Raw genomic sequence first — 24,085 nt, forward strand, 5'->3', positions numbered from 1 at the left:
TCATGGCTTTCCAAGATAGCGGTCGAGGACATTTCTGGTGACGCGCTCGACAATCGCATCCTGCCTTAGCAGGCCGGCAACCCATTCGCAGCTTCCGGCGTGAAACACCTCGCCTTTGCCGCGCGGGAAATTGACGATCATGCCGTTGCCGCGTTTGACCTTGTCGAGGTTGGCATCGCTTGCCTCGCCGAACAGCGTCTCGGCGGTGAAGCGTCCGTCCTCGTCGCCGAGAAACTGGTCCTCGAACGCAATGTCGGCGCCTTCCTCGACCTGGCTTGCCATGCCGACCGCGAGCACCTGTAGCCCATCCGGTGCGCCACTTGTGGCTGTCGGGTAGGGCAGGCCGCCGCGGATCTCGAAGTCGAGCCCGTCGACCTCGTAGCCATAGACGTGGCTGTCGGCGCCAAGCAGATCGCCATAGTAGATGCCGGTGCCGGCAAACGCCCAATGCTCCGGCCGGTAGACCGGAAAGCCGCGTACGCCGCGCGGCGCGCAGCCGCCCCAGCCGGCATAGACGCCTCTTGTCGCGTTGAGACCGAAGGTCGCGGCACCCGGCCGGCCGATTTCCGGCGCTTCCCAGGAATTGGTGGCGCGCCTTATATCGCCGCCGCGATAGGCCGGGTCCTCGGCACGGGCGCGGTATTTGTAGCAGACCTGCCGGCGGCCTTCGTCCTCCAGCCTGGTCTGCCACATGAAATTGCCGGCAAAGCGCGCCGCATGACCGCCGCGCTCGACATAGGTGTCGACCGCATCGCGCATTTCCCAGGTCCAATATTCGTCGTGGCCGACCAGGACGACGCAGTCATAGCCGTCGAGAATGTCAGGCGAAAAATGCAGATCGTGCTGGCTGGCGAGATCGACGGCGTAGCCGGCACGCTCGGCGAAGCGGAAGAAATGGCTGTCGTAGCTTGCCCAGCCGGACGAGGCGTATTTCTTCGAATGGCCGGTAGCAAAGGCCCATTCCATATGCGGATAGCGCGGCACGGTTTTCGGCGGCACGGCGACTTCGAGCGGCACGCGCGGCGCGTCCCTGGGCAGCACGACGAAGCCGCGGCACCACGGCCGTTGGGTCGACACCATTCGTGCATATTGGTCCCGGCCTGGCCCGGTGATGCCTTCGTAATGGTTGGAACCGCCCCATGTATTGTAGGCGAGCCAGGTGCCGGTGGCCGCCACCTGCAGCACACGGCCAGGCTTTTTGCCGGGCTGCGGCGCGACGATAAAAAGATGGTGGCAGCGGATCGGCTTGCCGTCCCGGCCATCTGCCGTCAGCGTCACGCGATAGGCGCCGGACGGCCAGTCGTCGCCGATGCGAAACTCGAACGACGCTTGCCAGCCGCAGCCTTCGACCGAACATTGGTCCGGCGTATCTTGCCAGCGCGCCGCGATTCCGGTCCCTTCGAACATTGTCGTTTCCGCGCCGCCGTCGCGGACGATCGCGATGCCGAAACTGGCGGCCGTCGAACTGACATGCAGTGCCACCATGTCGCCAGGACGGTAGGAAAAACGGTCGCTGTAGCACCAGATTTCGCCGCGCCTGCCATCCATACCGGGCCATTCCCAGTAATGGCTGCGCACCGCCTGGCGTCGCTGCTCCGGCGTCAGTCCGAAATCGGGAAACTCGGTCGGCAGGTGGTTCATGGACACCGCTAAGGTCGAAGGCCGCCATTTCGGCCATCCGCCGGCCAAGCGTCAATTGGAAACGATCGGGCCAGCCATTGCCGGGCGCTCCCTTGGCGTTGCCGGACAAACAGACTATCTCACAAAACGCGGCCTTGTCCGCCACGGGAGCCGACATGCTGAGAGTGCAAAAGGTCAGGGTCAACGATATCTACGTGCCGACGGCGCGCAAAAAGACGCTGCATCCCGAGACCGTCCGCCATCTGGCCGAGGACATTCTGGAAAACGGCATGAAGATGCCGATCCAAGTGCGCCATGACGGCAAGCGCCATATCCTGGTCGAAGGGTTGCATCGGCTGGAAGCGGCCAAGTGGCTCGGCGAGACCGAGATCGACGCCTATCTGGTGCAAGCCAAGCGCCACTGAAGCCACTTATTTCCGTCGTTCGAATCTCCTGTCCCGCGGATTTTTTCGCGGGCCGTGTCGGCTTGCGTCGTGTCGGTTCGTCCTAGACACGGAAGCCAAAACCGACGTGTGAGGAAACACCATGACCACCAAGCTCGACATCGCCCCCAACTCCGATCGCGAGCTGGTTCTCGCCCGCATCATCGATGCGCCGCACGAGAACGTCTATCGCTGCTGGACCGAGCCAAAGCTGTTGACGCAATGGTTCTCGCCGAAGCCGTGGATGACGCCGCGCGCCGAAATGGATGTGCGGACCGGTGGCTCCACCCTTGTCGTCATGGCCGATCCCGACGGCAAGGAGTTCCCGAATCCAGGCATCTTCCTCGAAGTCGTACCGGGCAAAAAGCTCGTCTTCACCGATGCCTATACGAAGGCGTGGGAGCCGTCCGAAAAGCCGTTCATGACGGTCGTGCTGACCTTCGAGGACGAGGGCGAGGGCAAGACCCGCTACATTGCCCGCGTCGCGCATTGGTCGGTCGCCGACCGCGAACAGCACGAGAAAATGGGTTTTCACGAGGGCTGGGGCCAGTGCGCCGAACAGCTTGAGGAGGTCGCAAAGCGACTTTGATGCAAACGGGAGAGGGAGACTGACGTGTCCAGATCGGTATTTTTCGCCATATTCGCCTCGGCCGCCGCGCTATTTGCCGCGCCGGGCACCATCAACGCAGAGGAGGCCAAGCCCGCCATGACGACCGCAACCGCAACACTGCCGACGCCGGAAAAATCCGGCCTGCTGCCGATCAACGGCCTGAACTATTATTACGCCGTCTATGGCAAGGGCGAGCCGCTGCTTCTGCTGCATGGCGGTCTCGGCACGACCGACATGTTCGCGCCGATCCTGCCGAAGCTTACCGAGAACCGCACCGTGATCGGGGTCGACCTGCAGGGCCATGGCCGCACCGCGCTCGGCGACCGGCCGCTCAGCCTGGAGGCGATGGGCGACGACATGGCGGCGATCGTCAAGGCGCTCGGCTACGACAAGGTCGACGTGATGGGTTATTCGCTGGGTGGCGGCGTCGCCTTCCGCATGGCCGTCCAGCAGCCTGAAGCGGTGCGCCGCCTGGTGCTGGTCTCGACCGGCTATGCCGCGGACGGCTTCTATGCCGAGATGCGTGGCCAGCAGGCACAAGTCGGCGCGGCGATGGCCGACATGATGAAGGACACGCCGATGTACAAATCCTATGTCGCGGTCGCGCCGCATCCGGAGGATTTTCCGAAACTGCTCGACCAGCTGGGCGCCTATATGCGCAAGGACTACGATTATTCAGCCGACGTGCCGAAGCTGAAAATGCCGGTCATGCTGGTGTTCGGCGACAGCGACATGTACCGGCCCGAGCACGAGATCAAGTTCTACCAGATGCTTGGCGGCGGGTTGAAGGACGCCGGCTGGATGCGCGAGAACCTGTCGCAAAACCGCCTGGCGATCCTGCCGAACCGCACCCACTACGACGTGTTCTTCGCGCCGGAACTGACAGCTGCCACGCTGCCGTTCCTCAATGGCCAGACCAAGGTCAAGACCTGGGACGAGGTCGTCAACGAAACGAACTGACGCCCAGTCAATTGTCTGCCGGCCGTCTTCCGCGAGATGGCCGGCATTTCGCCCATGGGGCCTTGGCCCGGCGCATCGGCCAATCGTGTATTGGCCGCATCACAGCTATAGATGGCGCCATCAAAGCTTTTCAATTGACGCTGCCACGCCTATCGATAGGTATGCCGCCTATCCTCACAGGGCAGGGACGCGGGTGATGGCAAGATATCAGGGCGGGTGTTTGTGCGGCGCGGTGCGCTACCGCGCCGAGGCGGCACCGATCAATGAGCGCGTCTGCCATTGCCGGTTGTGCCAGAAGGCGCTGGGTGCCGCCTTCAATGCGCGCGTGCTGTTCCGCATCGATGATGTGACGGTCGACGGACCGCTGGCGACGGTGAATTCCTCGCCCGATCTCAAGCGCGGCTTTTGCCCGCGCTGCGGCACGACGATGTTTTCCCGGCGCGATTCCGCCGGTATCATCGGCATCACCACCGGCTCGCTCGATGATCCCTCGTTGTTCAGGCCTGAGATGCATATCTGGACCGCCTCGAAGCAGCCCTGGGTGCAGATCGACGACGGCCTGCCGCAATATCAAGGCGCGCCACCTCCGGCTTGAGGTGAAATCTGGACAAAATTTAATCCGAAGCGACACGAGATAGCCGGCAAAGCGTCATTGGCGGGCCATCATTGCTGCCTATCTATTGCGTGCGGGCGGCAGTCGAGGAGGCGACGGAATGAACGACAGCATCAACACCCTGGACGAGCTCTTGAGTGATCCGATGATCAAGCTGGTGATGGAGCGCGACCGCGTGCAGCCGGCAGAACTTCGTACGCTGCTCGAGGAAAAAGTCCGCCGGGCGGACGATGATGTGGCGGTCAACGATCGTTTTGTACCGCCGGCCCACCTGATGGCCACGACCTGCCACAAGCTGTGGCTGTGCGGCTAGGTCTTGAAGCGGTCAGCCGGAATTTGCCGGCAAATAGCTGTAATGGCTGCGGAAATAAGCGAGCCTGAAGCCGAGGCGCGCATAGTTGCGATAGGCCGGCCCGTCGCGTTCGGCGCGCGGCGCCTCGATGTCGGCCACGAACAGTTTTGCACCGGCCGCAAGTCCGTCGCGCACCATCGCTTCGCCGAGCATTGCATCGAGGTCGAAGCTCGGCGCCATGATGCCGGGAACCGGCGCGTCGATGCCGCTCCAGGCCATGCCGTCGGCACCGATGAACATCGAGCGCACCGCCGCCACCGCGCCGTCCCGCCGCAGCATGTAATGCTGCCAGCCGCGTCGGCCGGCCAGCGCCAGCAACCACGGTGAGGTCGGTAACCGATATCGGCTGTCGATGAACCCAGCCCATTCCCTTGCCGTTGCCGGTGTCACCCGCTCGACCGAGACGTTCTCAGTCGGGAAAAGCGGCTCCGGTGGCAATGGCGTGGCGTCGCGAAAGATGCGTTCCCAGCCGCCCTGACGTTGCAAGCCGTGCGCCTCGAGCCAGCAGCTGAGCGTCGCGGGCTCGGTATGTGGATTGGTGTAGAACCAGGGCCGCAGAATACCGGCGTCGCGATAATGCGCCAGAAGCGCGTCGAGCCGGCTCTCGGTGGCAGCGCTATCGACACCGAAATTCTTGACGCAGTTGAAATGGATGAACGGGATCGTCGTGCAGGTGGTCCAGACGAGATCGCCATCTTCGGCGATGGCAAGGCCTTGCCTTGCGGCAAAGTCTGCCGGGGCGGCGCGATAGAGGTCGAGCCAGGCATCGACCTCGGCGCGTTCGATGACGCGGCTGAGATCGCCAGATATCTCGTCGATCCCGATGGCGGGCGAGCATGGCTCCGGCGGGACTACCGGCTGCAATTCTGACAAGGCGGCGGGCTGCATGACTTCCTCCCAAGTATGGCCTTACACCGTAAGATTAGTGGAGACTAATCTCATGCAGTGAGTTGTCAAGCGGGATTGCGAGGCAGCCACGTGGCCGAACGTTGGGGCATAGCGCACCTCCGTCCGGGCGAACGTCCCGATGCAAAGCCCTAACAATTCGATTCAAACTTTGTTGGTAGTTTCTTGTTAGGAATCCAGCTTGGTTTGTCCGGCGGCGTTGTCCTGCCTTCGGTCTGTTGTGTTTTGCGTACAGGTCCAGATGCGGTTATCAGGCGTCGTCATCTTCTCGATCGCAGCGCTGTGCCTTGCCGGCTGCACGTCGACCTCCGGCGTCGATGCGCTGCAAGTGCCGTCCAGTGAGACCACCAGCTCGGTTGTGCGGCCACCCGCGCCGGTGGCATCCGTGGCGAAAACTGATGCTGCGCCAGCCTTCGCGGAACAGGAGCAGGACGAACAACAGGTCGCGATGGACGTACCCGACCAAAGCATCGATCCGCCGGCCGAGGTGATCGCGCTGATGGCGCCGCCGAAGCGGCTGACACGCGCAGCACCGGCGATGCTTGCCGAGCCGGTCACGCGCTATGGTTTTCGCGACGCCAAGCCGATCAATTTCGGTAAATCCTCCTCGCCGAGGCGCCTTGCCGTCCACGGCGTCGACGTTTCGCGCTGGCAGGGCAATGTGAACTGGCAAAAGCTGCGCGCCCAGGGCGCAAACTTCGCCTACATCAAGGCGACCGACGGCGGCGATCATCTCGACCCGATGTTTACCAGGAACTGGCGTAGTGCCGAAGCCGCCGGCCTCAAGCGCGGCGCGTACCACTTCTTCTATTGGTGCCGCACCGCCGGCGAGCAGGCCGACTGGTTCATCCGCAATGTGCCGAGGGTCGAGGGCGCGCTGCCGCCGGTGATCGACGTCGAGTGGAACGGCGAATCCAGCTGCAAGCGCCGCCCGTCGCGGCAAAAGGTGCTGGAGAAGATGCAGGTGTTCATGGACAAGCTTGAGCGCTACTACGGCCAGCGCCCAATCATCTACACCGCGCCTGACTTCTACCGTGACAATCTCAGGGGCGCCTTCCCAGATTATCCATTCTGGCTGCGCGCCGTGGCGGCGCACCCATCAAAGGTTTATCCCGGCCGCAAATGGCTGTTCTGGCAATATTCCGGGTCCGGCCTGTCGCACGGCGTAAGAGGCCGCATCGACCTCAACGTGTTCCATGGTGATGAGAGGGCGTGGCGCGACTGGGTTGGTGGAAGGCAGATGGTGGCCGAGGCGGAGTAGCGCGGCAGCTTCTTCCTTCTCCCCATGTGGGAGAAGGTGGATTGGCGCGCAGCGCCAAGACGGTTGAGGGGTGTTGGACGGAGTGCGTCGGTGCCAAGCTGGAGCACCCCTCATCCGACCTCGCTTCGCGAGGCCACCTTCTCCCACAAGGGGAGAAGGGATAGCGCTCGGTTTTCCACACTTGGTCTCAAATTCCTTGGACGTCATGCCCAGATTGGATACCCTCGTCCCATGCCGCACCAGCCCGTCGCGCCGACCAAGCGTCGTTTCGCCCGCTCTATGCGACGCGAGCCGACCGAGGCGGAAGACCGCCTGTGGCATGAGCTGCGCGGACGCAAGCTCGACAGCATCAAATTCCGGCGTCAGGTCCCGGTCGGCCGGTTCATCGCCGATTTTGTTTGCGCCGAGGGCAGGCTGATTGTCGAGATCGACGGCAGCCAGCACGCGGATTCGGGCTATGATCGGGAGCGGAATGCCGAATTGAAGGCGAGGGGCTTTCGCGTGCTGCGCTTCTGGAACGATGACGTGCTGCGGGATCTGAACGCCGTCTGCGATACCATCATCGCCTACGTACGGGACGAGAGTTTGCAGCCTTGGCGGTAGCGCGCTCTTCCCTTCTCCCCCTGTCCCTGTGGGAGAAGGTGGCTCGGCGCGGAGCGCCGAGACGGTTGAGGGGTGTTGGACGTAGCGCCGCCGGTGCCAAGCTGGAGCACCCCTCATCCGACCTCGCTTCGCGAGGCCACCTTCTCCCACAAGGGGAGAAGGGGAGAGGCGAACACGTCCCTCGCGGCTAGTCGCCGGCACGGATGATTTTGCCGCTGGTGGGGCTTAATTTTAAGCTACTTCAATTCGTGGGTGCTCACGCCAGTGAGGTTTTTCCTTCATTACTTTATGCGCAAAGGAAAAATCCTTCCTCCGTGCTGCGATAAATCTGTTAGCCCATTGTATTTGAAGAGCATTCAGAAAAATAAGGATGTCCTTGGATATCGGCGCGTATTGAGAATCGACAAGCATTGCGATTTTCATTTTTGCCTGTTCTAGTCTTTCCTTTGCATCTAAAATCACTGACACACCGCTTTGAAGCGGAAGAGCGCCATCCACGAAAACCTTCAGTTGGATTTCACTTATTTTTTGCTCTGCCTTGGCACGTTCTTTATGAAAGCCGTCGATGATCGTAGGACACAAAAAACCTAGGACGAGATCCGAAGATATCGGTAAATAAATTTCGATCCCTGGTACACCCAGTCCAATATTTCCGTACGGTCCAAAGTCGTTGTAATTGTGCATTACGAGTGGATTGTCTGAGATGTATAATTCTCCGGCGCAACACTTTTTTAGCAAGATCAATTTCTTGGTTGTCAAGTGTCCTGCAATCTCATCCAATTTATCGAGGTTCATTTTAAGGAGACAAAATTTTTCATATTCTTCATCCGAAAAATGCTCGGGAATGTCGTTCGTTTTCAGATCGGGGAACCGAAGTTTGACATCTTGAAATATGCCAGAGTAGCTTTGACGCGACGACTTCGAGCGAAGGTGCTGCACAACCACAAAACAACACAGCGTTGCCAAATCCATGGGGCTTAAGGCAGATACGGTCTCGTTGGCTATTATGCTTTCAAGAACAGGTTTTGCTAGGTTCTCTACGTGGGTGAACTTGCTTTCGAAATCCAGGTAAAAATTACCTTTTAAGCGGACTACATTATAATCCGCTTCGCCCATAATATTGCGTGGGTTAGTTCGAAATTCTTTGCAGGTCGATTTGTCAAAGACATGACATTGTCCTTCTGCGCAAAAATTGCGCAGAAGGAATTGTGGAACATAGTGCTGGTTCTCACGCGGCATCGATCCTCAGCTACACCCGCTCGTCGCCCCGCAAGTATCGCACTTCTCGCAAGTCCCGTTCCGCACCATCGTGAAGTTATGGCATTCCGAGCATTCGTTGCCGGTGTAGCCCTGCATCAATGATTGCTGGCGCCGGTTGGCGGCGAGCGCTTTGGCTTCGGCTGCTTCTTTCGCGGCCTCGTCGGTGAACAGCTCCGTCGGGTCGGAGGCTTCCGCGTAGACGATGTCCTCGACCAGTTCCCTGGCGCGCTCCTCGTAGTCGCGCTTGTAGGCGATGGCTTCGTCGCTGGCGGGCTTCAGCGTCAGCACGTTGGAGCCGGAGAAGGCGGTCGGGGCGGTACGGGCCGGAGTTCCGGAACCGGAACCCGCAAAGCCTTTCGGCTCGGCGCCCATGCCCGACACCAGCTTGACCGGCGAGGCGCCGCGGGTCAGGCCCTTGGAGAAGGGCGTTGCCTTGCCTTCGTTGATGCCGCGCCCGAGCGCAGTCTTGTCGAAGTCCGACTGGTCGACATGGGCGAGGTCGTTGCGGCCGAGATAGGAGACGGCGAGTTCGCGGAAGACATAGTCGAGGATCGACGTGGCGTTCTTGATGGCGTCATTGCCTTGCACCATGCCGGCCGGCTCGAATTTGGTGAAGGTGAAGGCTTCGACGAATTCCTCGAGCGGCACGCCATATTGCAGGCCGAGCGAGATGGCGATGGCGAAGTTGTTCATCATCGCCCGGAAGGCGGCACCTTCCTTGTGCATATCGATGAAGATCTCGCCGAGGCGGCCGTCATCGAATTCGCCGGTCCTGAGATAGACCTTGTGGCCGCCGACGACCGCCTTCTGGGTATAGCCCTTGCGGCGGTTCGGCAGTTTCTCGCGGTCGCGGTAGAGACGCTCGACGACGCGCTCGACGATCTTCTCGGTCACCTGCACGGCGCGCTGCGCGGCCGGCGCCGCGATCAGCTGCTCGATGGCTTCGTCCTCGTCGTCTTCGACGTCGGCAAGCAACGAGGCGTTGAGCGGCTGCGACAGCTTTGAGCCGTCGCGATAGAGCGCGTTGGCCTTGAGCGCCAGCTTCCACGACAGCATGTAGGCGCCCTTGGCATCTTCCACCGTTGCGTCGTTCGGCATGTTGATGGTCTTGGAAATGGCGCCGGAAATGAAGGGCTGTGCCGCCGCCATCATCATGATGTGGCTGTTGATCGACAGCGAGCGCTTGCCGATCTTGCCGCACGGGCTGGCGCAGTCGAACACCGGCAGGTGTTCGGCCTTCAGGAACGGCGCGCCTTCCAGCGTCATCGCCCCGCAGACATGGATGTTGGCGGCCTCGATGTCCTTCTTCGAGAAGCCCAGCGCCGGCAGCATCTCGAACGAGAAATCGTTTAGCTGCTCGTCGGTGAAGCCGAACGTCTCCTTCACCCAGTCGGCGCCCAGCGTCCACTGGTTGAAGACGAACTTGATGTCGAAGGCCGACTTCAATGCCGCATTGAGCGCTGCGATCTTGTCGTCGGTAAAGCCTTTTGCCTTGAGCGAGCCGGGATTGATGCCCGGCGCCTGGTTGAGATTGCCGTGGCCGACGGCATAGGCCTCGATCTCGGCGATCTGGGCCTCGGAATAGCCGAGCGTGCGCAGCGCTTCCGGCACGGCGCGGTTGATGATCTTGAAATAGCCGCCGCCGGCCAGCTTCTTGAATTTTACCAGCGCGAAGTCGGGCTCGATGCCGGTGGTATCGCAATCCATCACCAGGCCGATCGTGCCGGTCGGCGCGATCACCGTTGCCTGCGCGTTGCGGTAGCCATGCTCCTCGCCGAGCTCGATGGCGCGGTCCCAGGCGGCCTTGGCATGGTCGGCAAGCTCCTGCTGCCTGAGATCCGAGGCGACCAGCGGCACCGGGTTGACGGCTAGCTTCTCGTAGCCGTCCCTTTCGCCATAGGCCGCGCGGCGGTGGTTGCGCATGACGCGCAGCATGTTCTGCGCGTTGCGGTCGTAGTCGGGGAAGGCGCCGAGCTCGGCGGCCATTTCGGCCGAAGTGGCATAGGCCGTGCCGGTCATGATCGCGGTGAGGGCGGCGCAGATGGCGCGGCCCTCGTCGGAATCATAGGGAATGCCGGAGGTCATCAGCAGGCCGCCAATATTGGCATAGCCGAGGCCGAGCGTGCGGTACTCGTAGGAAAGCTTGGCGATCTCCTTCGACGGGAACTGCGCCATCATCACCGAAATTTCCAGCACCATGGTCCACAGCCGAACCGTGTGCTCGTAGGCGGCGATGTCGATAGTGCCGTCGGCGTTGCGGTAGGGCAGAAGGTTGATCGAGGCCAGGTTGCAGGCGGTGTCGTCGAGGAACATGTATTCCGAGCACGGGTTGGACGCCCGGATCGCACCGGCCGAGGCGCAGGTGTGCCAGTCGTTCATCGTCGTGTTGAAATGCAGGCCCGGATCGGCCGATGCCCAGGCGGCATAGCCGATCTTTTCCCAGAGATCGCGCGCCTTCAGCGTCTTCAGCACCTTGCCGTCCTTGCGGGCGGTAAGATGCCAGTCGCCGTCCTGCTCGACGGCGCGCAGGAAATCGTCCTTCAGCGACACCGAATTGTTGGAATTCTGACCGGAAACCGTGAGATAGGCGTCCGAATCCCAGTCGGTGTCGTAGGTCTTGAACGACATCGAGGTGTAGCCCTGCTTTGCAAACTGGATGACGCGGTAGATGTAGTTCTCCGGCACCGCGTCCTTCTTGGCCGCCTTGATCTCGCGCTTCAGTGCGGTGTTGACCGCCGGGTCGAAGCAATCGTCGCCATTGCCTTCGCAGTTGATGCAGGCCTTCATGATCGCTTCGAGATGCTTCTTGACGATCTTCGAGCCGGTGACCAGCGAGGCGACCTTCTGCTCCTCATTGACCTTCCAGTCGATGAATTCCTCGATATCGGGATGATCGGCGTCGACGATGACCATTTTCGCGGCGCGACGCGTCGTGCCGCCCGACTTGATGGCGCCCGCCGCGCGGTCGCCGATCTTGAGGAAGCTCATCAGCCCCGACGAACGACCGCCGCCCGACAGCTTTTCGCCTTCACCGCGCAGGAACGAGAAATTGGAGCCGGTGCCGGAGCCGTATTTGAACAGGCGCGCCTCACGCACCCACAAATCCATGATGCCGCCTTCATTGACGAGGTCGTCCTGCACGCCCTGGATGAAGCAGGCATGCGGCTGCGGATGCTCGTAGGAAGACTTCGACTTGGTCAGCTTGCCGGTGAACGGGTCGACATAGAAGTGGCCCTGGCTCGGGCCGTCGATGCCATAGGCCCAGTGCAGGCCGGTGTTGAACCATTGCGGCGAGTTCGGCGCGACGCGCTGGGTGGCCAGCATATAGGCGAGCTCGTCGCGGAAGGCGCGCGCGTCTTCCTCCGACTTGAAGTAGCCGCCCTTCCAGCCCCAATAGGTCCAGGTACCGGCAAGCCGGTCGAAGACCTGGCGGGCGTCGATCTCGGAACCGTAGCGCTCGGCTTCCGGCAGCTTGGCCAGTTCAGCCTCGTCGGCGACGGAGCGCCACAGGAAGGAGGGGACTTGCGTCTCTTCGACCTTCTTCAGCCGTGCCGGGACGCCCGCCTTGCGGAAATATTTCTGCGCCAGGATATCGGCGGCAACCTGGGAGAACTGCGCCGGCACGTCGATGTTGTCCAAGCGGAACACCACCGACCCATCCGGATTCTTGATCTCGGAAAGCGCCTTGCGGAATTCGATCTCCGCATAGGCAGATTGTCCTGGCTTGGTGAAACGACGCTCGATGCGCATTGGTCCGGTCCCTTTTGTCTACATATAGCGCTTTTCCCAGAGGATTTCTGCCCTCTTGACGAAACGCGCATGTCCGCCGTCTGCCGGCGTTCGAAAACCGCCGGCTCTCATCGTCACAGTCTCCGCCGCCCTGCCGGCCAAACCTCTTGCGAGGCCGCTGTCCAACGCGCTCACGGACCCTGTGGGTCCCTCAAAACTGAAAACTTTTTGTAACGCCCTCGATCGAGGGAAATTCACATTATCTAGCGTCGAACCTACCTGCAAACACTAAATATAGTATTAACAGACAATTTATTCAAGTCCGACAATCCTCCCCTTTCGCCCCCCAAGGCTTCAAAATCCCACGCCTTTGCCGGCCTCGTAAACAGGCAGGAATGCGGCTCAAAACGCACATATTCCGGGAAAAAGACCGGCCTCGAAACTTTTCCGGTCGCACTCTCAACAGGAGCGCATGGCCTATAAAAGGCGACTCGTTTTGCGCCGTCAAGGATTCGTTTGCGTAGCTTTTATGACCCCCACATCTTGTGTGTCACACATGTGGATAACGGGGATAGAAGCGGAGCGCAAGGAAGGGTCGGCTCTGGGTGGAGGCGCTTCGGCAACGACGTTCCACAGCACCTGAGCGATAGGCTATGCGCGACTGAGACTCAGGAGAACCGATGCGGATCCGCGCAGAAATGGGCGATGATCTGGCTGAGGTCGGGTTCGTTGACCATGCGCACAGCCTCGGCGGCGCTGACCCACTTGCGGGTGCGTGCCCGCTTTTCCTTCCACCGGTCGGCGACCTTGTCGACCTGCAGCGGGAACACCAGGACCTCGCACGGCACTTCCTCGCCGGTAGCCAGCAGCTTGGCATAGAAATAGCGGCCGGCCTCGTGATGCGAGATCGTGCCGCTCAGGCCGGCCTCCTCGCCGGCTTCGCGCGCCGCCGCTTCGCAAAGCGGCTCCTTTGCTTCCGGCCAGCCCTTGGGAAGCACCCAGCGGCCGGTATCGCGGCTGGTGATCAGCATGATTTCGACGCCGTCGCCGCTATCGCGCCAGGGCAGCGCTGCAACCTGCAGGCGGTACGGCACCGCGCCGAAGAGTCGCCGGACCCTTTCGGCCTTGTGGTTGTGCGTCGTTGGCCTCGTCAACATCGGAGAAGCTTGCCCCAGCTTCCAGAATCATTTGCCGTCTCACGAATCTTACGGCTAATCGTGAGCAATAAAAGTAAAAAATGTTTCACGGATCGGCCAAATTCCGTCAATCTGCGCCGATCTCAGCCTAATGGCGCGACTGCAGCAGCGTCGCGCCACGCCTTTATCGGTGTGCGGAGGTCCTCTGGGCGGACTCGGTGCATCAAGCGGCGTTGCCGCGAATCAGCCGGCGTGGTCGTCGGCGATCGGCTTCTGGTAGGTGAAGCCCATGTCCCAGGGGAAATAGATCCAGGTGTCCTGGCTGACCTCGGTAACGAAAGTGTCGACCATCGGCCTGCCTTTCGGCTTGGCATAGACGGTGGCGAAATGCGCCTTGGGCATCATCGCGCGCACGATGCCCGCCGTCTTGCCGGTGTCGGTGAGGTCGTCGATGATCAGCACGCCGGCCCCGTCATCGACGAGCAGCGCCGGCGTGACCTCCTTCAGCACCTGCAATTGCCCCTGGCTGGTATAATCGTGGTAGGAGGCGACGCAGACCGTCTCGATGATGCGGATGCCAAGCTCGCGCGAAATGATAGCCGCCGGAACCAGGCCGCCGCGCGTGATGCAGACGATCGCCTTCCATTGCCCCTTGTTGGCGCCGGCAAGCCGCCAGGCGAGCGCGCGCGCATCGCGGTGGAACTGGTCCCAGGAGACCGGGAAGGCTTTTTCGGGCAGGGACATCTTTCGCGCACTCCGCAAAGCGCGCATCGCGCGCAGACACTATGGAATGCGCGCGGAATTAACTGGAAAGGCTTGGCCTTGGCAAGGGGCGTGGAAAGCTATCCCTGTGAACCTACCGCGACAGAAAGGCCGCCACGGGTGCGGTGCGCAGCACCGTTCGCGTCACGCCGCCGAACAGCAGCTGGCGCAGCCAGGAATGGCTGTAGGCGCCGAGCACGAGCAGGTCCGCACCCGACTCGGCGACCCTGGTCTGGATGATGTCGTCGACCGAGGCGCCGCCGGACCTCAGCACCGAGACACCGACGGTCGCGCCATGCCTGGACAGCGAGGCGGCGATCTCGGCGCCGGCTGTTTCCGGCGCCTCGTCGAGCGTATCGGGCGGGTCGATGACGACGATGTCCGTCTTTTCGGCCTCGATAATGAAGGGCAGGGCATCGAAGGCGGCGCGCGCGGCTTCCTTGCTGCCGTTCCAGGCGAGCAGCACATGCTTGAAGCTGGTCACCAGCGAACCCGAATGCGGTACCACCAGCACCGGCCGGCCGGCATCGTAGACCAGGGTGTCGACGTCGGCGCTCGGGTCGCTGCCCGATTCGCGCTGCGCGGCGATGATCAGGTCCGCGGTGCGAACGGTCGAGATGCCGGTCAGCGCACTGTCGCCGGAAAAACTCTCGAGGCTGCGCCACTCGAACGACAGGCCGGAATTCTCGATGCGCTTGTGAAAGGCGGCCTGCAACTTCTCGGCGCGCTCCCGGTTCATATCGGCGGAAACCTGCAGGAACTCGGTGTCCGGAAAGCCGGTGGCAGAGGTGTAGGGCACGGGCAGCGCCTCGGCATGGATGCCGATCAGATGGCTCTGGAATCGGCTGGCCAGCGGGATCGCGCAGTCGAGGACGCGCTCGGCATCCGGTTCATTCTGCAATATGGCGACGATGGTCTTGAAGCGCATGGCAGTCCCTCACTTCATACGGCGATCCCACTCGTGACAAACGTCACTGCGCGATGCTGGTTCCGTCAGGCCGGCCGATCAGCCCACTCGGCTTTCCTTGATCAAGCCCGCCACCATAGCCTCTACGTCGGCGCGTGCGGAGTCCAGCGCCTGCTGGCTGCGGGCGCGCACCACCAGTTCCGTCCAGAACTTGCCGTCGCCATATTTCGGGTAGGAGCCGATGATCGTGTCCGGATGCGCCTTCTGGATGTCGCCCAGCGGCCCGCCGATCAGGCCTTCGCCGAACGGGCATTCCACGGTTGCCGACAGCATTTTGGTGCCGGCCCGCAATGTCGGCACGACATTGTCGAGCATCGCCTGGAAAATCGCCGGCACGCCGGCCATGACATGGACGTTGCCAATGCGAAAGCCCGGCGCAACCGACACTGGATTATCGATGTGGTCTGCCCCGCGCGGCATCCGCGCCATGCGCTTGCGCGCTTCGGTGTATTCGATGCCGCGGGCGGCGTAGCTTGCCTCCAGCAGGGCGTAGGCCTTGGCGTCGTATTCGCATGGCACGCCAAAGGCCTTGGCAACCGAATCGGCGGTGATGTCGTCATGCGTCGGGCCGATGCCGCCGGTGGTGAAGACATAAGTATAGCGGGTGCGCAGCGCATTCACCGCAGCGACGATCTCGTCTTCCTCGTCCGCAACGATGCGCACTTCCTTCAGGTCGATGCCGATCGCCGTCATGATCTCGGCGAGGTGGCCGATGTTCTTGTCCTTGGTGCGGCCGGACAGAATCTCGTCGCCGATGACGAGCATGGCGGCGGTGACGATTTCGGTCATGGCAGGCTCCGGCAAACGGGTCGCCTGAGATAGCGCGGCAAACGGCCGGCGGCAATGCCGCCAAACGACGGATCCACCTGTGCCACCTCCCTTGCAGTACACCCGTTGGCGGGTGATGCTGCGCCGGTTTGGGCGCTGAGGGAAAGATGCCGGTATCAATTCTGCTATGGCTACCCGGCGCGCTGTTTCTGCTGGCGCTCGTCGTGGCAGCCTATCCGCTGCTGGCGACGCTGCGGATCGCGGCGAAGGCCGAAAGGCTGGTGCCGGCCAGTGGCAGATTCATCGAGATCGACGGCAACCGCATCCATTATGTCGAGACGGGCGAGGGGCGGCCGATCGTCTTCCTGCACGGCCTCGGCGCGCAGCTTCATCAATTCGGCCACACGCTGTTCGGACGGTTCGGCCCGGACTATCGGCTGATCGCGCTCGACCGCCCGGGCTCCGGCTATTCGGTGCGGGCCAGGGCCGCCAGCGGACGGCTGTCCGAGCAGGCCGAGGTCGTGCGGCATTTTATCGACGCGCTTGGGCTGGGAAAGCCGCTGGTCGTCGGTCATTCGCTGGGTGGCGCCATCGCGCTGACGCTGGCGGTCGAGCATCCAGAGGCGATTTCCGGCATCGCCTTGCTGGCACCGCTGACCCATCTGGAGCCGGACGCGCGCGAGAAGTTCGGCCCGCTGTACATTAAGTCGCCGCTGCGGCGCCGGATCATGGCTTGTACGGTGGCGATCCCGGCGGCTCTCAAATATGCCGAAGCGACGCTTGCCTTCATTTTCGCGCCGCAGACGGCGCCGGCCGACTATATGGTCGAGGGCGGCGGCTGGTGCGGGCTGAGGCCAAGCCATTTCTACGCGACATCGACCGATGTCGTGGCGATCGCGCACGACCTTGGCCGCATCGAGCAACGCTATGGCGAGATCACCTTGCCGGCCGGCATTCTGTTTGGTGCTTCCGATCGCGTGCTGGGCATCGATATCCACGGCTGGCCGCTGATGGAAAAGATCAGCGGGCTCGATTTCGAACCTGTCGAGGGGCTTGGCCACATGCCGCAATTCGTCGAGCCGGAACGGGTCGTCGCTTTCATCAAACGCATTGCCGAGCGCGCATTTGCGCCGAAGTCCGACACCAGCAGCTGACACCCTTCCGCAACCTCGCGCATTCCTCACGCAAAGGTGTGCAAGCCTGTCTCCGACGCCAACGCCAACACGAATGTCAACGATCAATACTGCGGGAAGTAACCGGCCGTAGCCTCGGCCGGCAGGGTGCCTATCCCAGGCATTTCCGGCCGCCCGGAATACCTCCGAACTTAATCACGTCGGCTATTCCTTCACGGCTCCGGTCATCGAGGAAACATAATGCTCGACAAAGAACGAATAGAGCACCACCACCGGCAGCGAGCCGATCAGCGCTCCCGCCATCAGCGCCCCCCATTCATAGACGTCCGAGCGCACCAGCTCGGTGAGCACGCCGACCGGCACAGTCTTGTTTTCGGACGACTGGATGAAGGTCAAGGCGTAGATGAACTCGTTCCATGACAGCGTGAATGCGAAGATGCCGGCGGAAATCAGCCCCGGTACCGACAGCGGCAGCACGATCTTGGTGAGGATCTGCCAGCGGCTCGCCCCGTCGATCAGCGCGCATTCTTCCAGCTCGAACGGGATCGAGCGGAAATAGCCCATCAGCAGCCATGTGCAGAACGGGATCAGGAAGGTCGGATAGGTGAGGATGAGCGCGAACGGCGTGTCGTAAAGCCCAAGGTTGAACACCATCACCGACAGCGGAATGAACAGGATCGAGGGCGGCACGAGATAGGCCAGGAACACCGCGAGGCCGACCTGCCGCGCCCCGGAGAACCGCAAGCGCTCGATCGCATAGGCAGCGAACACCGCAGCCAGCAGCGACAGGAACGTAGCGGCGGTCGAGATGATGATCGTGTTGAGCAGCCAGCCCGGATAGGATGTCTCGAAGAGCAGGTAGCGGATATGCTCGAGCGTCGGATGCACCACCCAGAACGGATTGAAATTGGCGTAGTCGGTCATCTCGAGGTTGGGCTTAACCGCCGTGATCGTCATCCAGTAGAACGGAAACAACAGCACGATGACGAAGATCAGCAACGGCAGGTAGACCGTCACCACGCGGCGCGGCAAACTCTGCAGGTAGCCCATGCCGCCTTCGTCGAGTTCCGGGCGTTTGCTCGTTTCGATCGCAGTCATGTCAATCTCCGCTGCCCTGCTGCCATTTGCGGCGTTGCAGGCCAAAATAGCTGAACAGGATCGCCGCCAGCAGGAACGGGATCATGGCGACCGCGATCGCCGCGCCTTCGCCAAGCTGGCCCCCGGAAATGCCGCGCTGGAACGACAGCGTCGCCATCAGGTGCGTGGCATTCACCGGCCCGCCGCGTGTCAGCACATAGATCAGCTGGAAGTCGGTGAAGGTGAACAGCACCGAAAACGTCATGGTGATGGCGATGATCGGCGTCAGCAGCGGCAGCGTCACATAGCGGAACAATTGCCAGCGGCTGGCACCGTCGAGCGTGGCGGCCTCGTAGAGCGACTGCGGAATCGTCTGCAGGCCGGCAAGCAGCGTGATCGCCACGAAAGGAATGCCGCGCCAGACATTGGCGGCGATGACCGAAGCCCGCGCATTCTCGGGATCGCCGAGGAAGTTGATGCGATGGTCGATCAGGCCCATTTCCATAAGCGCCCAGGACAGGATCGAGAATTGCGAATCGTAGATCCACCAGAAGGCGATCGCCGACAGCACCGTCGGCACCACCCAGGGCAGCAGGACGATCGCGCGGAAGAACGATTTGAACGGCAGGTTCTGGTTGAGGATAAGCGCCAGCCACAGGCCGAGCGCAAACTTCAGGATCGAGGCGCTGATCGTGTAGAGCAAGGTGTTGAAGACGGAGAGCCAGAAGACGGCGTCATCCCACAGATATTCGTAGTTCTCGATACCGATGAAGATGCCGGGGCGGCCGATGCGGGCATCGGTGAAGCCGAGCCAGACGCCGAGCCCGAGCGGATAGGTCAGGAAGACCAGCAGCAGCGCCGCCGCCGGCAGCATGAAGCCGAAGCCAAGCGCGTTATGACTTTCGGACACGAACGTCAGAATGCGCGACAGCGCCGACCGGCGTGGCTGAGCGGCAGTGGAGGTCACGGCCATGGGTCGGCTCCTCTAAGGTCTCATTGAACGGCCGGGCGGCCATGCGCGATTCGAAGCCGGGCAGCATGGCTGCCCGGCTGAACCCGGCTCAAACGCGATAGTAGCGGTTTGCGCGCTTCTCGGCTTCTTCCATCGCTTCTTGCGGCGTCGCCTGGCCTGTCACCGCCTTGGCGAACATGTCGACCAGCACATAGTCGGCCATGGTCGCTGCCGAGGCATAGCCAAGCGGGCCGGCATAGCCGTTGGGCCGCAGCGTCGCCGAGGCCTTGGAGTAGGCGGCATTGTTCGGATCGGCCGTCCACACCGGGTTGTTGTCGAAGGCTTTGAGCGTCTGGCAGCAATAGCCTGCTGACGACGTGATCCACTGCGACATTTGCGGATCCTCGAACATGAACTGCAGGTAGGCCTTGGCGGCGTTGGGGTAGGGCGTGTAGTCGAAGATCACGGCCGTGGTCACCTGGAACAGCTCGACGGATTTTCCGACCGGGCCAATCGGCAGGTTGGTGGTGCGGATGTCCTTGGCCATCTCGGCCAGTTTCGGATCCTTGTCCTTGTTGATCTTGGCGGTGTTGTAGGCCGAAATGCCGTTGGCGATGACGCTCAATTCGCCGGCCAGGAAGGCGCGGTTGTTGTTGACGTCGAGCCAGCTTTCGGTACCGGGAATGAAGGTCTTGTAGAGTTGCTGCGCGTATTCGATCGCCTTCAGCGTCTCGGGGCTGTTGATCGTCACCTTGCTGCTCTCGTCGACCATCTGGCCGCCATGGCTCCACAGCAGCCAGTGGGCGTAGTTGTTGCCATCGCCGACGCCGTGGCCATGCGTGAAGCCGGCCGGGTGCCCCTTCGCCTGCAATGCCTTGCAAAGCTCGAGCAGGCCTGCCGTGTCCTTCGGAAATTCGGAGAAGCCAGCCTCTTTCACCCAGCTTTCACGATAGACGATGGCATTGCCGATGGTCGCCAGCGGCAGGCCGAGGAACTTGCCTTGCCGTGTCGCATATTGGTGCGGTCCATCGTGCCAGCCGCCATATTTCGAGCCGAGATATTCCCCCAGCTCCGTCACATCGTGCAGCTTGTCGGGATATTGGTGCGGGTCGTCGAACCAGACGAACATCAGGTCCGGGCCGGAGCCGACATTGGCGGCGACCGCCGCCTTGGGACGGATGTCCTCCCAGCTTTCCTTGTCGACGCGGACCTCGACACCGGTCGCTTCGGTAAAGCGCTTGGTGTTGGCCAGCCATTGATCCTCGTCGCCCTGCACGAAAGGCGACCAGCGCAGCAGCCTGAGCTTGGCGCCGTCCTCGGGCTTGTATTTCAACCCCTCCTGGGCAAAGGCGGGAGAGCCGACGAGCCGGCTTCCCAAGGCTCCCGCCGCAACGCCGGCGGTGGTGCGGATCACGTCACGTCTGGTGAATTCCATGCTCGCTTCCTCCTGCTTATTGTCCTTGCCGTCCTACTGCCCGATGGGCGTTTCGAACCGCTGTCCGGTTTCGCCGTGAAAGAGGTGGATGAGGCCAGGCTCGGCCGTAAGCCGGATGGTTTCGCCCGGCGTGAAGGAATGGCGTTCGCGGAAATTTGCGACGATCTCATCGCCGCCGGCGGTGCGGCCGATGAGCTGCACTTCGGACCCTGTCGGCTCGACCACCACGACGGTGACCGGAATGCCCTGATTGTCGGACAGCCGTAAATGCTCGGGCCGTATCCCCAGCACGACCGGCTCACCGTTGCCGATGGAAAGTGCGGAGGCCAACGGGACCGAAATCCCGCCGGCGCCGCGAAATGACGGCGAGCCGTCGCTTACGATCTCGCCCCTGAGCATGTTCATGGCGGGCGAGCCGATGAAGCTGGCGACAAACAGATTGTTCGGCCGGTCGTACAGCTCGAGCGGCGGCCCGATCTGCTCGACGATGCCGTCATGCATGACGACGATCTTGTCGGCCATGGTCATCGCCTCGATCTGGTCGTGGGTGACGTAGACCGTCGTCGTCTTCAGGCGCTGGTGCAGTTCCTTGATCTCGGCGCGCATCTGCACCCGGAGCTTGGCATCGAGATTGGACAGCGGCTCGTCGAACAGGAAAACCTGCGGATCGCGCACGATCGCCCGGCCCATGGCAACGCGCTGGCGCTGGCCGCCGGAAAGCTGGCGCGGATAGCGGTCGAGCAGCGGCACCAGTCCCAGGATTTCGGCCGCGCGCCGCACGCCGGCATCGCTCTCCGCCTTGGGAACGCCCTTGAGCATCAGCGAGAACGCCATGTTCTCGGCGACCGTCATATGCGGGTAGAGCGCATAGTTCTGGAAGACCATGGCGACGTCGCGCTCCTTTGGCGCAACGTTGTTGACGACACGTTTGCCGATCGCGATCTGGCCGCGCGAGATCTTTTCCAGGCCGGCGATCATCCTGAGCAGGGTAGACTTTCCGCAACCCGAAGGCCCGACCAGCGTGACGAACTCGCCGTCGTCTATATCGACGCTGACCCCGTGCAGGACCTCGACGGTCCCAAATGATTTGTAGACATCCCCGATCGCGACAGACGCCATCGATCTCCTCCCGATTGATTCCCGCAACGACTTCGAAGGAAACCGCTTTCCTGCCTGGCCCGCGACAGCGCCCAGGCTCCTCCCCGGTCACGCGCGATGTGAGACGGTAGCGCTACCAAACCGGACCTGTAAAGCAGCCCGGCATCACCTGGATATCGGCACACCCTAATCCGAAACCTCGGTCTGCGGCCGGTCGCGGCCGTCGGCGAGCTCGTCGTGCCATTTGCCGTCCGCGTCCTCGTACTGGATGCCGTCGGTGTTGCCGGCGACCTGCTGTTCGGCCGAAGCGATCTCGGCGGCGCGCAACGCGTCCTGATGGGTGGGGAACGTTTCGGAGAATGTCGAGCCGACCTTGTAGGCCCAGCCTCCGTCATGCTCGACGATCTTGTAGGTCAGTTTCGCCATGAAACCCTCCGGTTGAAAGCCCGTTGCCTCAATGCAGCCTGTCGTCGGCCAGTCTGTCGTCCGGCAGCCTGTCGTCTGTGACCAGCACGTCCGATTCCCTGGCGGCTTCGATCAGTGCCCGGCGCGCATCCGCCGTCGAACGATAACCTTCCAGCACTTTTAGGCAAGTGTCGAGGGCATCACGATGACGCGGCCCGCGATTGAGTGGCCAGACCGTCATCAGGCACTCCGCCGCCTCCTGGGCGCTGCGGATCTGCCGATATTTGCCGACATGGCCGAGTTCGACCACGACCGGTTTTTCAAATGGCTTGCTGTCCATCATCGCCGCCAACGCGGAGCGGCCGATTTGGTTGCAACTGCTATTTTAGCTCAGGCGAAAATAGCTCAATAGCCGCAGTCGTTGCGCAGCCAGCGTGCATTCGCCCAGCCGGTGCGGCCGCCGAAATCGACCTTGTACCAGCTTCCGCGGCGGTCGAAGATCTCGGTTTGGTCGCCGTTGAACAATTGCCCGATCATGCGCGACGACGAGTTCGGCCGGGCCCGAACGGCGAGAAAGCCGCTTCCCGTCGCCAGATTGTAGTGCCTGGAAAGGCCGTGCACTGTGCCTTCGCAATATTGCGCCCCGGCCGGCGTCGGTGCGGCGAACGACAGCCCGGCCACAACCGCGGCGGCGGCCGAAATGGAAATCCCCCTGAACGACATGTCTCTGCTCCCCCAACCCGCCGCGCCCAGCCGCGGCCCCCGGCCACTCTACACCGGCAGAGGATCAATGCGAAGCTGTGCTGGCCCGTCCAGCGAGACGAACCCGCCGTCAGTTCGCCGCCCTCATCCAGTGCTGCATCGTCGTCACCGAGCGGGCAAGCTGCGGCGCCGGGTGGATTTTTTCACCGAAGGTGGCCGCGGCGCGCCAGCCCCAGCGCGGATCGGCAAGAAAGGCGCGCGCCAGCGCCACCATGTCGGCGCGGCCGTCGGCGACGATCGCCTCGGCCTGTTTCGGATCGTCGATCAGGCCGACGGCCCGCGTCGGGATGCCGACGGCCTTGCGCACCGCTTCGGCCAGATGCACCTGGTAGCCGGGCCCGGAGGGCAGCTTCTGCAACGGTGAATTGCCGCCGCTCGAGCAGCAGAGATAGGCGACGCCGGCTTCCTTCAGCGCTTTTGCCACTTCGATCGCATCCTCGACCTCGAAGCCGCCATCGACCCATTCCTTGATCGACAGACGCGCGCCCAGCATCAGCCTGGGCACCGCCTTCTTCACCGCCTTGGCGATCTCGACGGCGAAACGCATGCGGTTTTCCAGCGAGCCGCCCCAGCGGTCGGTGCGCCGGTTGGAGAGCGGCGACAGGAACTGGAAGATCAGATAGCCATGCGCGGCATGCAGCTCGATGAAGTCGAAGCCGGCGCGCTCGGCCCGCCGGGCTGCTTCGGCGAAGCGTTCGATGATTTGCAGTATCTCGTCATCCTCCAGCGCCCGCGGCACCTGCCAGCCGGTGTCGTAGGCGATCGCCGAGGCCGACACGATCGGCCACGGATCCTGATCGGCATGCAGCGGGCCGCCGCCCTCCCAGGGTTTCCGGTTGGACGCCTTGCGGCCGGCATGGGCAAGCTGCGTGCCGAATTTCGTGCCCGGTGCGGCGACACGCTTGGCTGCATCCAGCGTGCGTCGCGCCGCCGCCTCGTTGTCCTCGGAATAAAGGCCGAGACAGCCATGCGAGATGCGGCCGCGCCGTTCGACATCGGTCATCTCGACTGTGACCATGCCGGCGCCCGACATCGCCAGGTTCATCCAGTGATAGAGGTGCCAATCGCTGGCCGAGCCGTCCTCAGCCGAATACTGGCACATCGGCGCGACCGCGATGCGGTTGGGGAAGGTGAGGCCGTCGAGGGTGATCGGCTGGAAAAGCGATGAGGTCATAAAAAACTCCGGAAAGGGTTGCCGCTATTTATGCAGCCGATTGTGCCAGCGCCAGACAC

General features: G+C 62.3%; 24 protein-coding genes. 8 read left to right on the top strand and 16 right to left on the bottom strand.

Annotated features, from left to right (window positions below; genetic code table 11):
* Positions 1 to 1,641, bottom strand: coding sequence for a N,N-dimethylformamidase beta subunit family domain-containing protein (locus NKH59_RS05980; protein ID WP_353021286.1), 1,641 nt, complete (start codon positions 1,639 to 1,641; stop codon positions 1 to 3).
* A 155-nt stretch (positions 1,642 to 1,796) separates the two neighbouring features.
* On the opposite strand from NKH59_RS05980, the gene NKH59_RS05985 reads away from it, so the two are divergent.
* From NKH59_RS05985 to NKH59_RS06005, 5 genes are all read left to right on the top strand, one after another.
* Entirely contained in the window at positions 1,797 to 2,045 is a 249-nt protein-coding gene (locus NKH59_RS05985; RefSeq protein ID WP_023674751.1) for a ParB N-terminal domain-containing protein, read from the top strand.
* Positions 2,046 to 2,166: 121 nt separating this feature from the next.
* Positions 2,167 to 2,652 (top strand): SRPBCC family protein, encoded by a 486-nt coding sequence (locus tag NKH59_RS05990; RefSeq protein WP_352620675.1) that lies wholly within the window; start codon positions 2,167 to 2,169, stop codon positions 2,650 to 2,652.
* Positions 2,653 to 2,676: 24 nt separating this feature from the next.
* A complete protein-coding gene (locus tag NKH59_RS05995) occupies positions 2,677 to 3,633 on the top strand; it encodes an alpha/beta fold hydrolase (RefSeq protein ID WP_353021289.1) in 957 nt (318 codons plus the stop codon).
* Between the two features lie 196 nt (positions 3,634 to 3,829).
* Positions 3,830 to 4,228 carry a GFA family protein gene (locus NKH59_RS06000; RefSeq protein WP_352872454.1) on the top strand — a complete coding sequence of 133 codons (399 nt, stop codon included), beginning with the start codon at positions 3,830 to 3,832 and terminating at the stop codon, positions 4,226 to 4,228.
* Between the two features lie 118 nt (positions 4,229 to 4,346).
* Complete coding sequence (locus NKH59_RS06005) at positions 4,347 to 4,559, top strand: hypothetical protein (RefSeq protein ID WP_023717422.1); 213 nt, start codon at positions 4,347 to 4,349, stop codon at positions 4,557 to 4,559.
* A gap of 12 nt (positions 4,560 to 4,571) precedes the next feature.
* Here NKH59_RS06005 and NKH59_RS06010 read toward each other — a convergent pair whose 3' ends face one another.
* The gene (locus tag NKH59_RS06010; protein ID WP_353021292.1) at positions 4,572 to 5,486 is read right to left on the bottom strand and encodes a hypothetical protein; all 915 of its coding nucleotides are present in this window, start codon (positions 5,484 to 5,486) and stop codon (positions 4,572 to 4,574) included.
* Positions 5,487 to 5,745: 259 nt separating this feature from the next.
* Between NKH59_RS06010 and NKH59_RS06015 the strand changes: the two genes are divergently transcribed.
* Together NKH59_RS06015 and NKH59_RS06020 are read left to right on the top strand one after the other, a co-directional pair.
* Positions 5,746 to 6,765, top strand: a complete 1,020-nt coding sequence (locus NKH59_RS06015; protein WP_352836841.1) for a glycoside hydrolase family 25 protein — start codon at positions 5,746 to 5,748, stop codon at positions 6,763 to 6,765.
* Between the two features lie 231 nt (positions 6,766 to 6,996).
* Positions 6,997 to 7,368, top strand: a complete 372-nt coding sequence (locus NKH59_RS06020; protein WP_352926483.1) for an endonuclease domain-containing protein — start codon at positions 6,997 to 6,999, stop codon at positions 7,366 to 7,368.
* A 231-nt stretch (positions 7,369 to 7,599) separates the two neighbouring features.
* Here NKH59_RS06020 and NKH59_RS06025 read toward each other — a convergent pair whose 3' ends face one another.
* From NKH59_RS06025 to NKH59_RS06050, 6 genes are all read right to left on the bottom strand, one after another.
* A complete protein-coding gene (locus NKH59_RS06025; RefSeq protein WP_352614080.1) occupies positions 7,600 to 8,607 on the bottom strand; it encodes a DUF4238 domain-containing protein in 1,008 nt (335 codons plus the stop codon).
* 6 nt (positions 8,608 to 8,613) lie between these two features.
* Complete coding sequence (locus NKH59_RS06030) at positions 8,614 to 12,378, bottom strand: vitamin B12-dependent ribonucleotide reductase (protein ID WP_353021295.1); 3,765 nt, start codon at positions 12,376 to 12,378, stop codon at positions 8,614 to 8,616.
* A gap of 647 nt (positions 12,379 to 13,025) precedes the next feature.
* Positions 13,026 to 13,514 carry an NUDIX hydrolase gene (locus NKH59_RS06035; RefSeq protein ID WP_353021298.1) on the bottom strand — a complete coding sequence of 163 codons (489 nt, stop codon included), beginning with the start codon at positions 13,512 to 13,514 and terminating at the stop codon, positions 13,026 to 13,028.
* Positions 13,515 to 13,736: 222 nt separating this feature from the next.
* On the bottom strand, positions 13,737 to 14,237 hold the full coding sequence (gpt, locus tag NKH59_RS06040) for a xanthine phosphoribosyltransferase (protein WP_352474044.1): 501 nt from the start codon (positions 14,235 to 14,237) through the stop codon (positions 13,737 to 13,739).
* A 112-nt stretch (positions 14,238 to 14,349) separates the two neighbouring features.
* On the bottom strand, positions 14,350 to 15,183 hold the full coding sequence (locus tag NKH59_RS06045) for a universal stress protein (RefSeq protein WP_353021300.1): 834 nt from the start codon (positions 15,181 to 15,183) through the stop codon (positions 14,350 to 14,352).
* Positions 15,184 to 15,261: 78 nt separating this feature from the next.
* Positions 15,262 to 16,011 carry a competence/damage-inducible protein A gene (locus NKH59_RS06050; RefSeq protein WP_352766769.1) on the bottom strand — a complete coding sequence of 250 codons (750 nt, stop codon included), beginning with the start codon at positions 16,009 to 16,011 and terminating at the stop codon, positions 15,262 to 15,264.
* Between the two features lie 146 nt (positions 16,012 to 16,157).
* On the opposite strand from NKH59_RS06050, the gene NKH59_RS06055 reads away from it, so the two are divergent.
* Positions 16,158 to 17,144, top strand: a complete 987-nt coding sequence (locus NKH59_RS06055; protein WP_352996249.1) for an alpha/beta fold hydrolase — start codon at positions 16,158 to 16,160, stop codon at positions 17,142 to 17,144.
* 183 nt (positions 17,145 to 17,327) lie between these two features.
* On the opposite strand, the gene NKH59_RS06060 is transcribed toward NKH59_RS06055, so the two are convergent.
* From NKH59_RS06060 to NKH59_RS06095, 8 genes are all read right to left on the bottom strand, one after another.
* Positions 17,328 to 18,221, bottom strand: a complete 894-nt coding sequence (locus NKH59_RS06060) for a carbohydrate ABC transporter permease (RefSeq protein ID WP_023674766.1) — start codon at positions 18,219 to 18,221, stop codon at positions 17,328 to 17,330.
* Position 18,222: 1 nt separating this feature from the next.
* Positions 18,223 to 19,074 (bottom strand): carbohydrate ABC transporter permease, encoded by an 852-nt coding sequence (locus tag NKH59_RS06065; protein WP_502908678.1) that lies wholly within the window; start codon positions 19,072 to 19,074, stop codon positions 18,223 to 18,225.
* Between the two features lie 187 nt (positions 19,075 to 19,261).
* Positions 19,262 to 20,587 (bottom strand): ABC transporter substrate-binding protein, encoded by a 1,326-nt coding sequence (locus tag NKH59_RS06070; protein ID WP_352996245.1) that lies wholly within the window; start codon positions 20,585 to 20,587, stop codon positions 19,262 to 19,264.
* A 33-nt stretch (positions 20,588 to 20,620) separates the two neighbouring features.
* Entirely contained in the window at positions 20,621 to 21,706 is a 1,086-nt protein-coding gene (locus tag NKH59_RS06075; RefSeq protein WP_352837079.1) for an ABC transporter ATP-binding protein, read from the bottom strand.
* Positions 21,707 to 21,871: 165 nt separating this feature from the next.
* Positions 21,872 to 22,111: a DUF2188 domain-containing protein gene (locus tag NKH59_RS06080; protein WP_023674770.1), complete on the bottom strand. Its 240-nt coding sequence runs from the start codon at positions 22,109 to 22,111 to the stop codon at positions 21,872 to 21,874.
* A gap of 28 nt (positions 22,112 to 22,139) precedes the next feature.
* Complete coding sequence (locus NKH59_RS06085; RefSeq protein ID WP_031211240.1) at positions 22,140 to 22,433, bottom strand: DUF982 domain-containing protein; 294 nt, start codon at positions 22,431 to 22,433, stop codon at positions 22,140 to 22,142.
* 62 nt (positions 22,434 to 22,495) lie between these two features.
* Positions 22,496 to 22,813 carry an SH3 domain-containing protein gene (locus NKH59_RS06090; protein WP_352996243.1) on the bottom strand — a complete coding sequence of 106 codons (318 nt, stop codon included), beginning with the start codon at positions 22,811 to 22,813 and terminating at the stop codon, positions 22,496 to 22,498.
* A 109-nt stretch (positions 22,814 to 22,922) separates the two neighbouring features.
* Positions 22,923 to 24,026 carry an NADH:flavin oxidoreductase/NADH oxidase gene (locus tag NKH59_RS06095; RefSeq protein WP_352996241.1) on the bottom strand — a complete coding sequence of 368 codons (1,104 nt, stop codon included), beginning with the start codon at positions 24,024 to 24,026 and terminating at the stop codon, positions 22,923 to 22,925.
* Positions 24,027 to 24,085 lie beyond the last annotated feature (59 nt).

Source organism: Mesorhizobium sp. M0998, assembly GCF_040318885.1.
Lineage (GTDB): Bacteria > Pseudomonadota > Alphaproteobacteria > Rhizobiales > Rhizobiaceae > Mesorhizobium.

Bases quoted from the DNA above. Each gene is read 5' to 3' on its own strand.
- NKH59_RS05980 (WP_353021286.1), bottom strand. From the start codon at position 1,641: ATGAACCACCTGCCGACCGAGTTTCCCGATTTCGGACTGACGCCGGAG.
- NKH59_RS05985 (WP_023674751.1), top strand. From the start codon at position 1,797: ATGCTGAGAGTGCAAAAGGTCAGGGTCAACGATATCTACGTGCCGACG.
- NKH59_RS05990 (WP_352620675.1), top strand. From the start codon at position 2,167: ATGACCACCAAGCTCGACATCGCCCCCAACTCCGATCGCGAGCTGGTT.
- NKH59_RS06000 (WP_352872454.1), top strand. From the start codon at position 3,830: ATGGCAAGATATCAGGGCGGGTGTTTGTGCGGCGCGGTGCGCTACCGC.
- NKH59_RS06005 (WP_023717422.1), top strand. From the start codon at position 4,347: ATGAACGACAGCATCAACACCCTGGACGAGCTCTTGAGTGATCCGATG.
- NKH59_RS06010 (WP_353021292.1), bottom strand. From the start codon at position 5,486: ATGCAGCCCGCCGCCTTGTCAGAATTGCAGCCGGTAGTCCCGCCGGAG.
- NKH59_RS06015 (WP_352836841.1), top strand. From the start codon at position 5,746: ATGCGGTTATCAGGCGTCGTCATCTTCTCGATCGCAGCGCTGTGCCTT.
- NKH59_RS06020 (WP_352926483.1), top strand. From the start codon at position 6,997: ATGCCGCACCAGCCCGTCGCGCCGACCAAGCGTCGTTTCGCCCGCTCT.
- NKH59_RS06025 (WP_352614080.1), bottom strand. From the start codon at position 8,607: ATGCCGCGTGAGAACCAGCACTATGTTCCACAATTCCTTCTGCGCAAT.
- NKH59_RS06030 (WP_353021295.1), bottom strand. From the start codon at position 12,378: ATGCGCATCGAGCGTCGTTTCACCAAGCCAGGACAATCTGCCTATGCG.
- NKH59_RS06035 (WP_353021298.1), bottom strand. From the start codon at position 13,514: ATGTTGACGAGGCCAACGACGCACAACCACAAGGCCGAAAGGGTCCGG.
- gpt (WP_352474044.1), bottom strand. From the start codon at position 14,237: ATGTCCCTGCCCGAAAAAGCCTTCCCGGTCTCCTGGGACCAGTTCCAC.
- NKH59_RS06045 (WP_353021300.1), bottom strand. From the start codon at position 15,183: ATGCGCTTCAAGACCATCGTCGCCATATTGCAGAATGAACCGGATGCC.
- NKH59_RS06050 (WP_352766769.1), bottom strand. From the start codon at position 16,011: ATGACCGAAATCGTCACCGCCGCCATGCTCGTCATCGGCGACGAGATT.
- NKH59_RS06055 (WP_352996249.1), top strand. From the start codon at position 16,158: ATGCCGGTATCAATTCTGCTATGGCTACCCGGCGCGCTGTTTCTGCTG.
- NKH59_RS06060 (WP_023674766.1), bottom strand. From the start codon at position 18,221: ATGACTGCGATCGAAACGAGCAAACGCCCGGAACTCGACGAAGGCGGC.
- NKH59_RS06065 (WP_502908678.1), bottom strand. From the start codon at position 19,074: ATGCTGCCGGCGGCGGCGCTGCTGCTGGTCTTCCTGACCTATCCGCTC.
- NKH59_RS06070 (WP_352996245.1), bottom strand. From the start codon at position 20,587: ATGGAATTCACCAGACGTGACGTGATCCGCACCACCGCCGGCGTTGCG.
- NKH59_RS06075 (WP_352837079.1), bottom strand. From the start codon at position 21,706: ATGGCGTCTGTCGCGATCGGGGATGTCTACAAATCATTTGGGACCGTC.
- NKH59_RS06080 (WP_023674770.1), bottom strand. From the start codon at position 22,111: ATGGCGAAACTGACCTACAAGATCGTCGAGCATGACGGAGGCTGGGCC.
- NKH59_RS06085 (WP_031211240.1), bottom strand. From the start codon at position 22,433: ATGATGGACAGCAAGCCATTTGAAAAACCGGTCGTGGTCGAACTCGGC.
- NKH59_RS06090 (WP_352996243.1), bottom strand. From the start codon at position 22,813: ATGTCGTTCAGGGGGATTTCCATTTCGGCCGCCGCCGCGGTTGTGGCC.
- NKH59_RS06095 (WP_352996241.1), bottom strand. From the start codon at position 24,026: ATGACCTCATCGCTTTTCCAGCCGATCACCCTCGACGGCCTCACCTTC.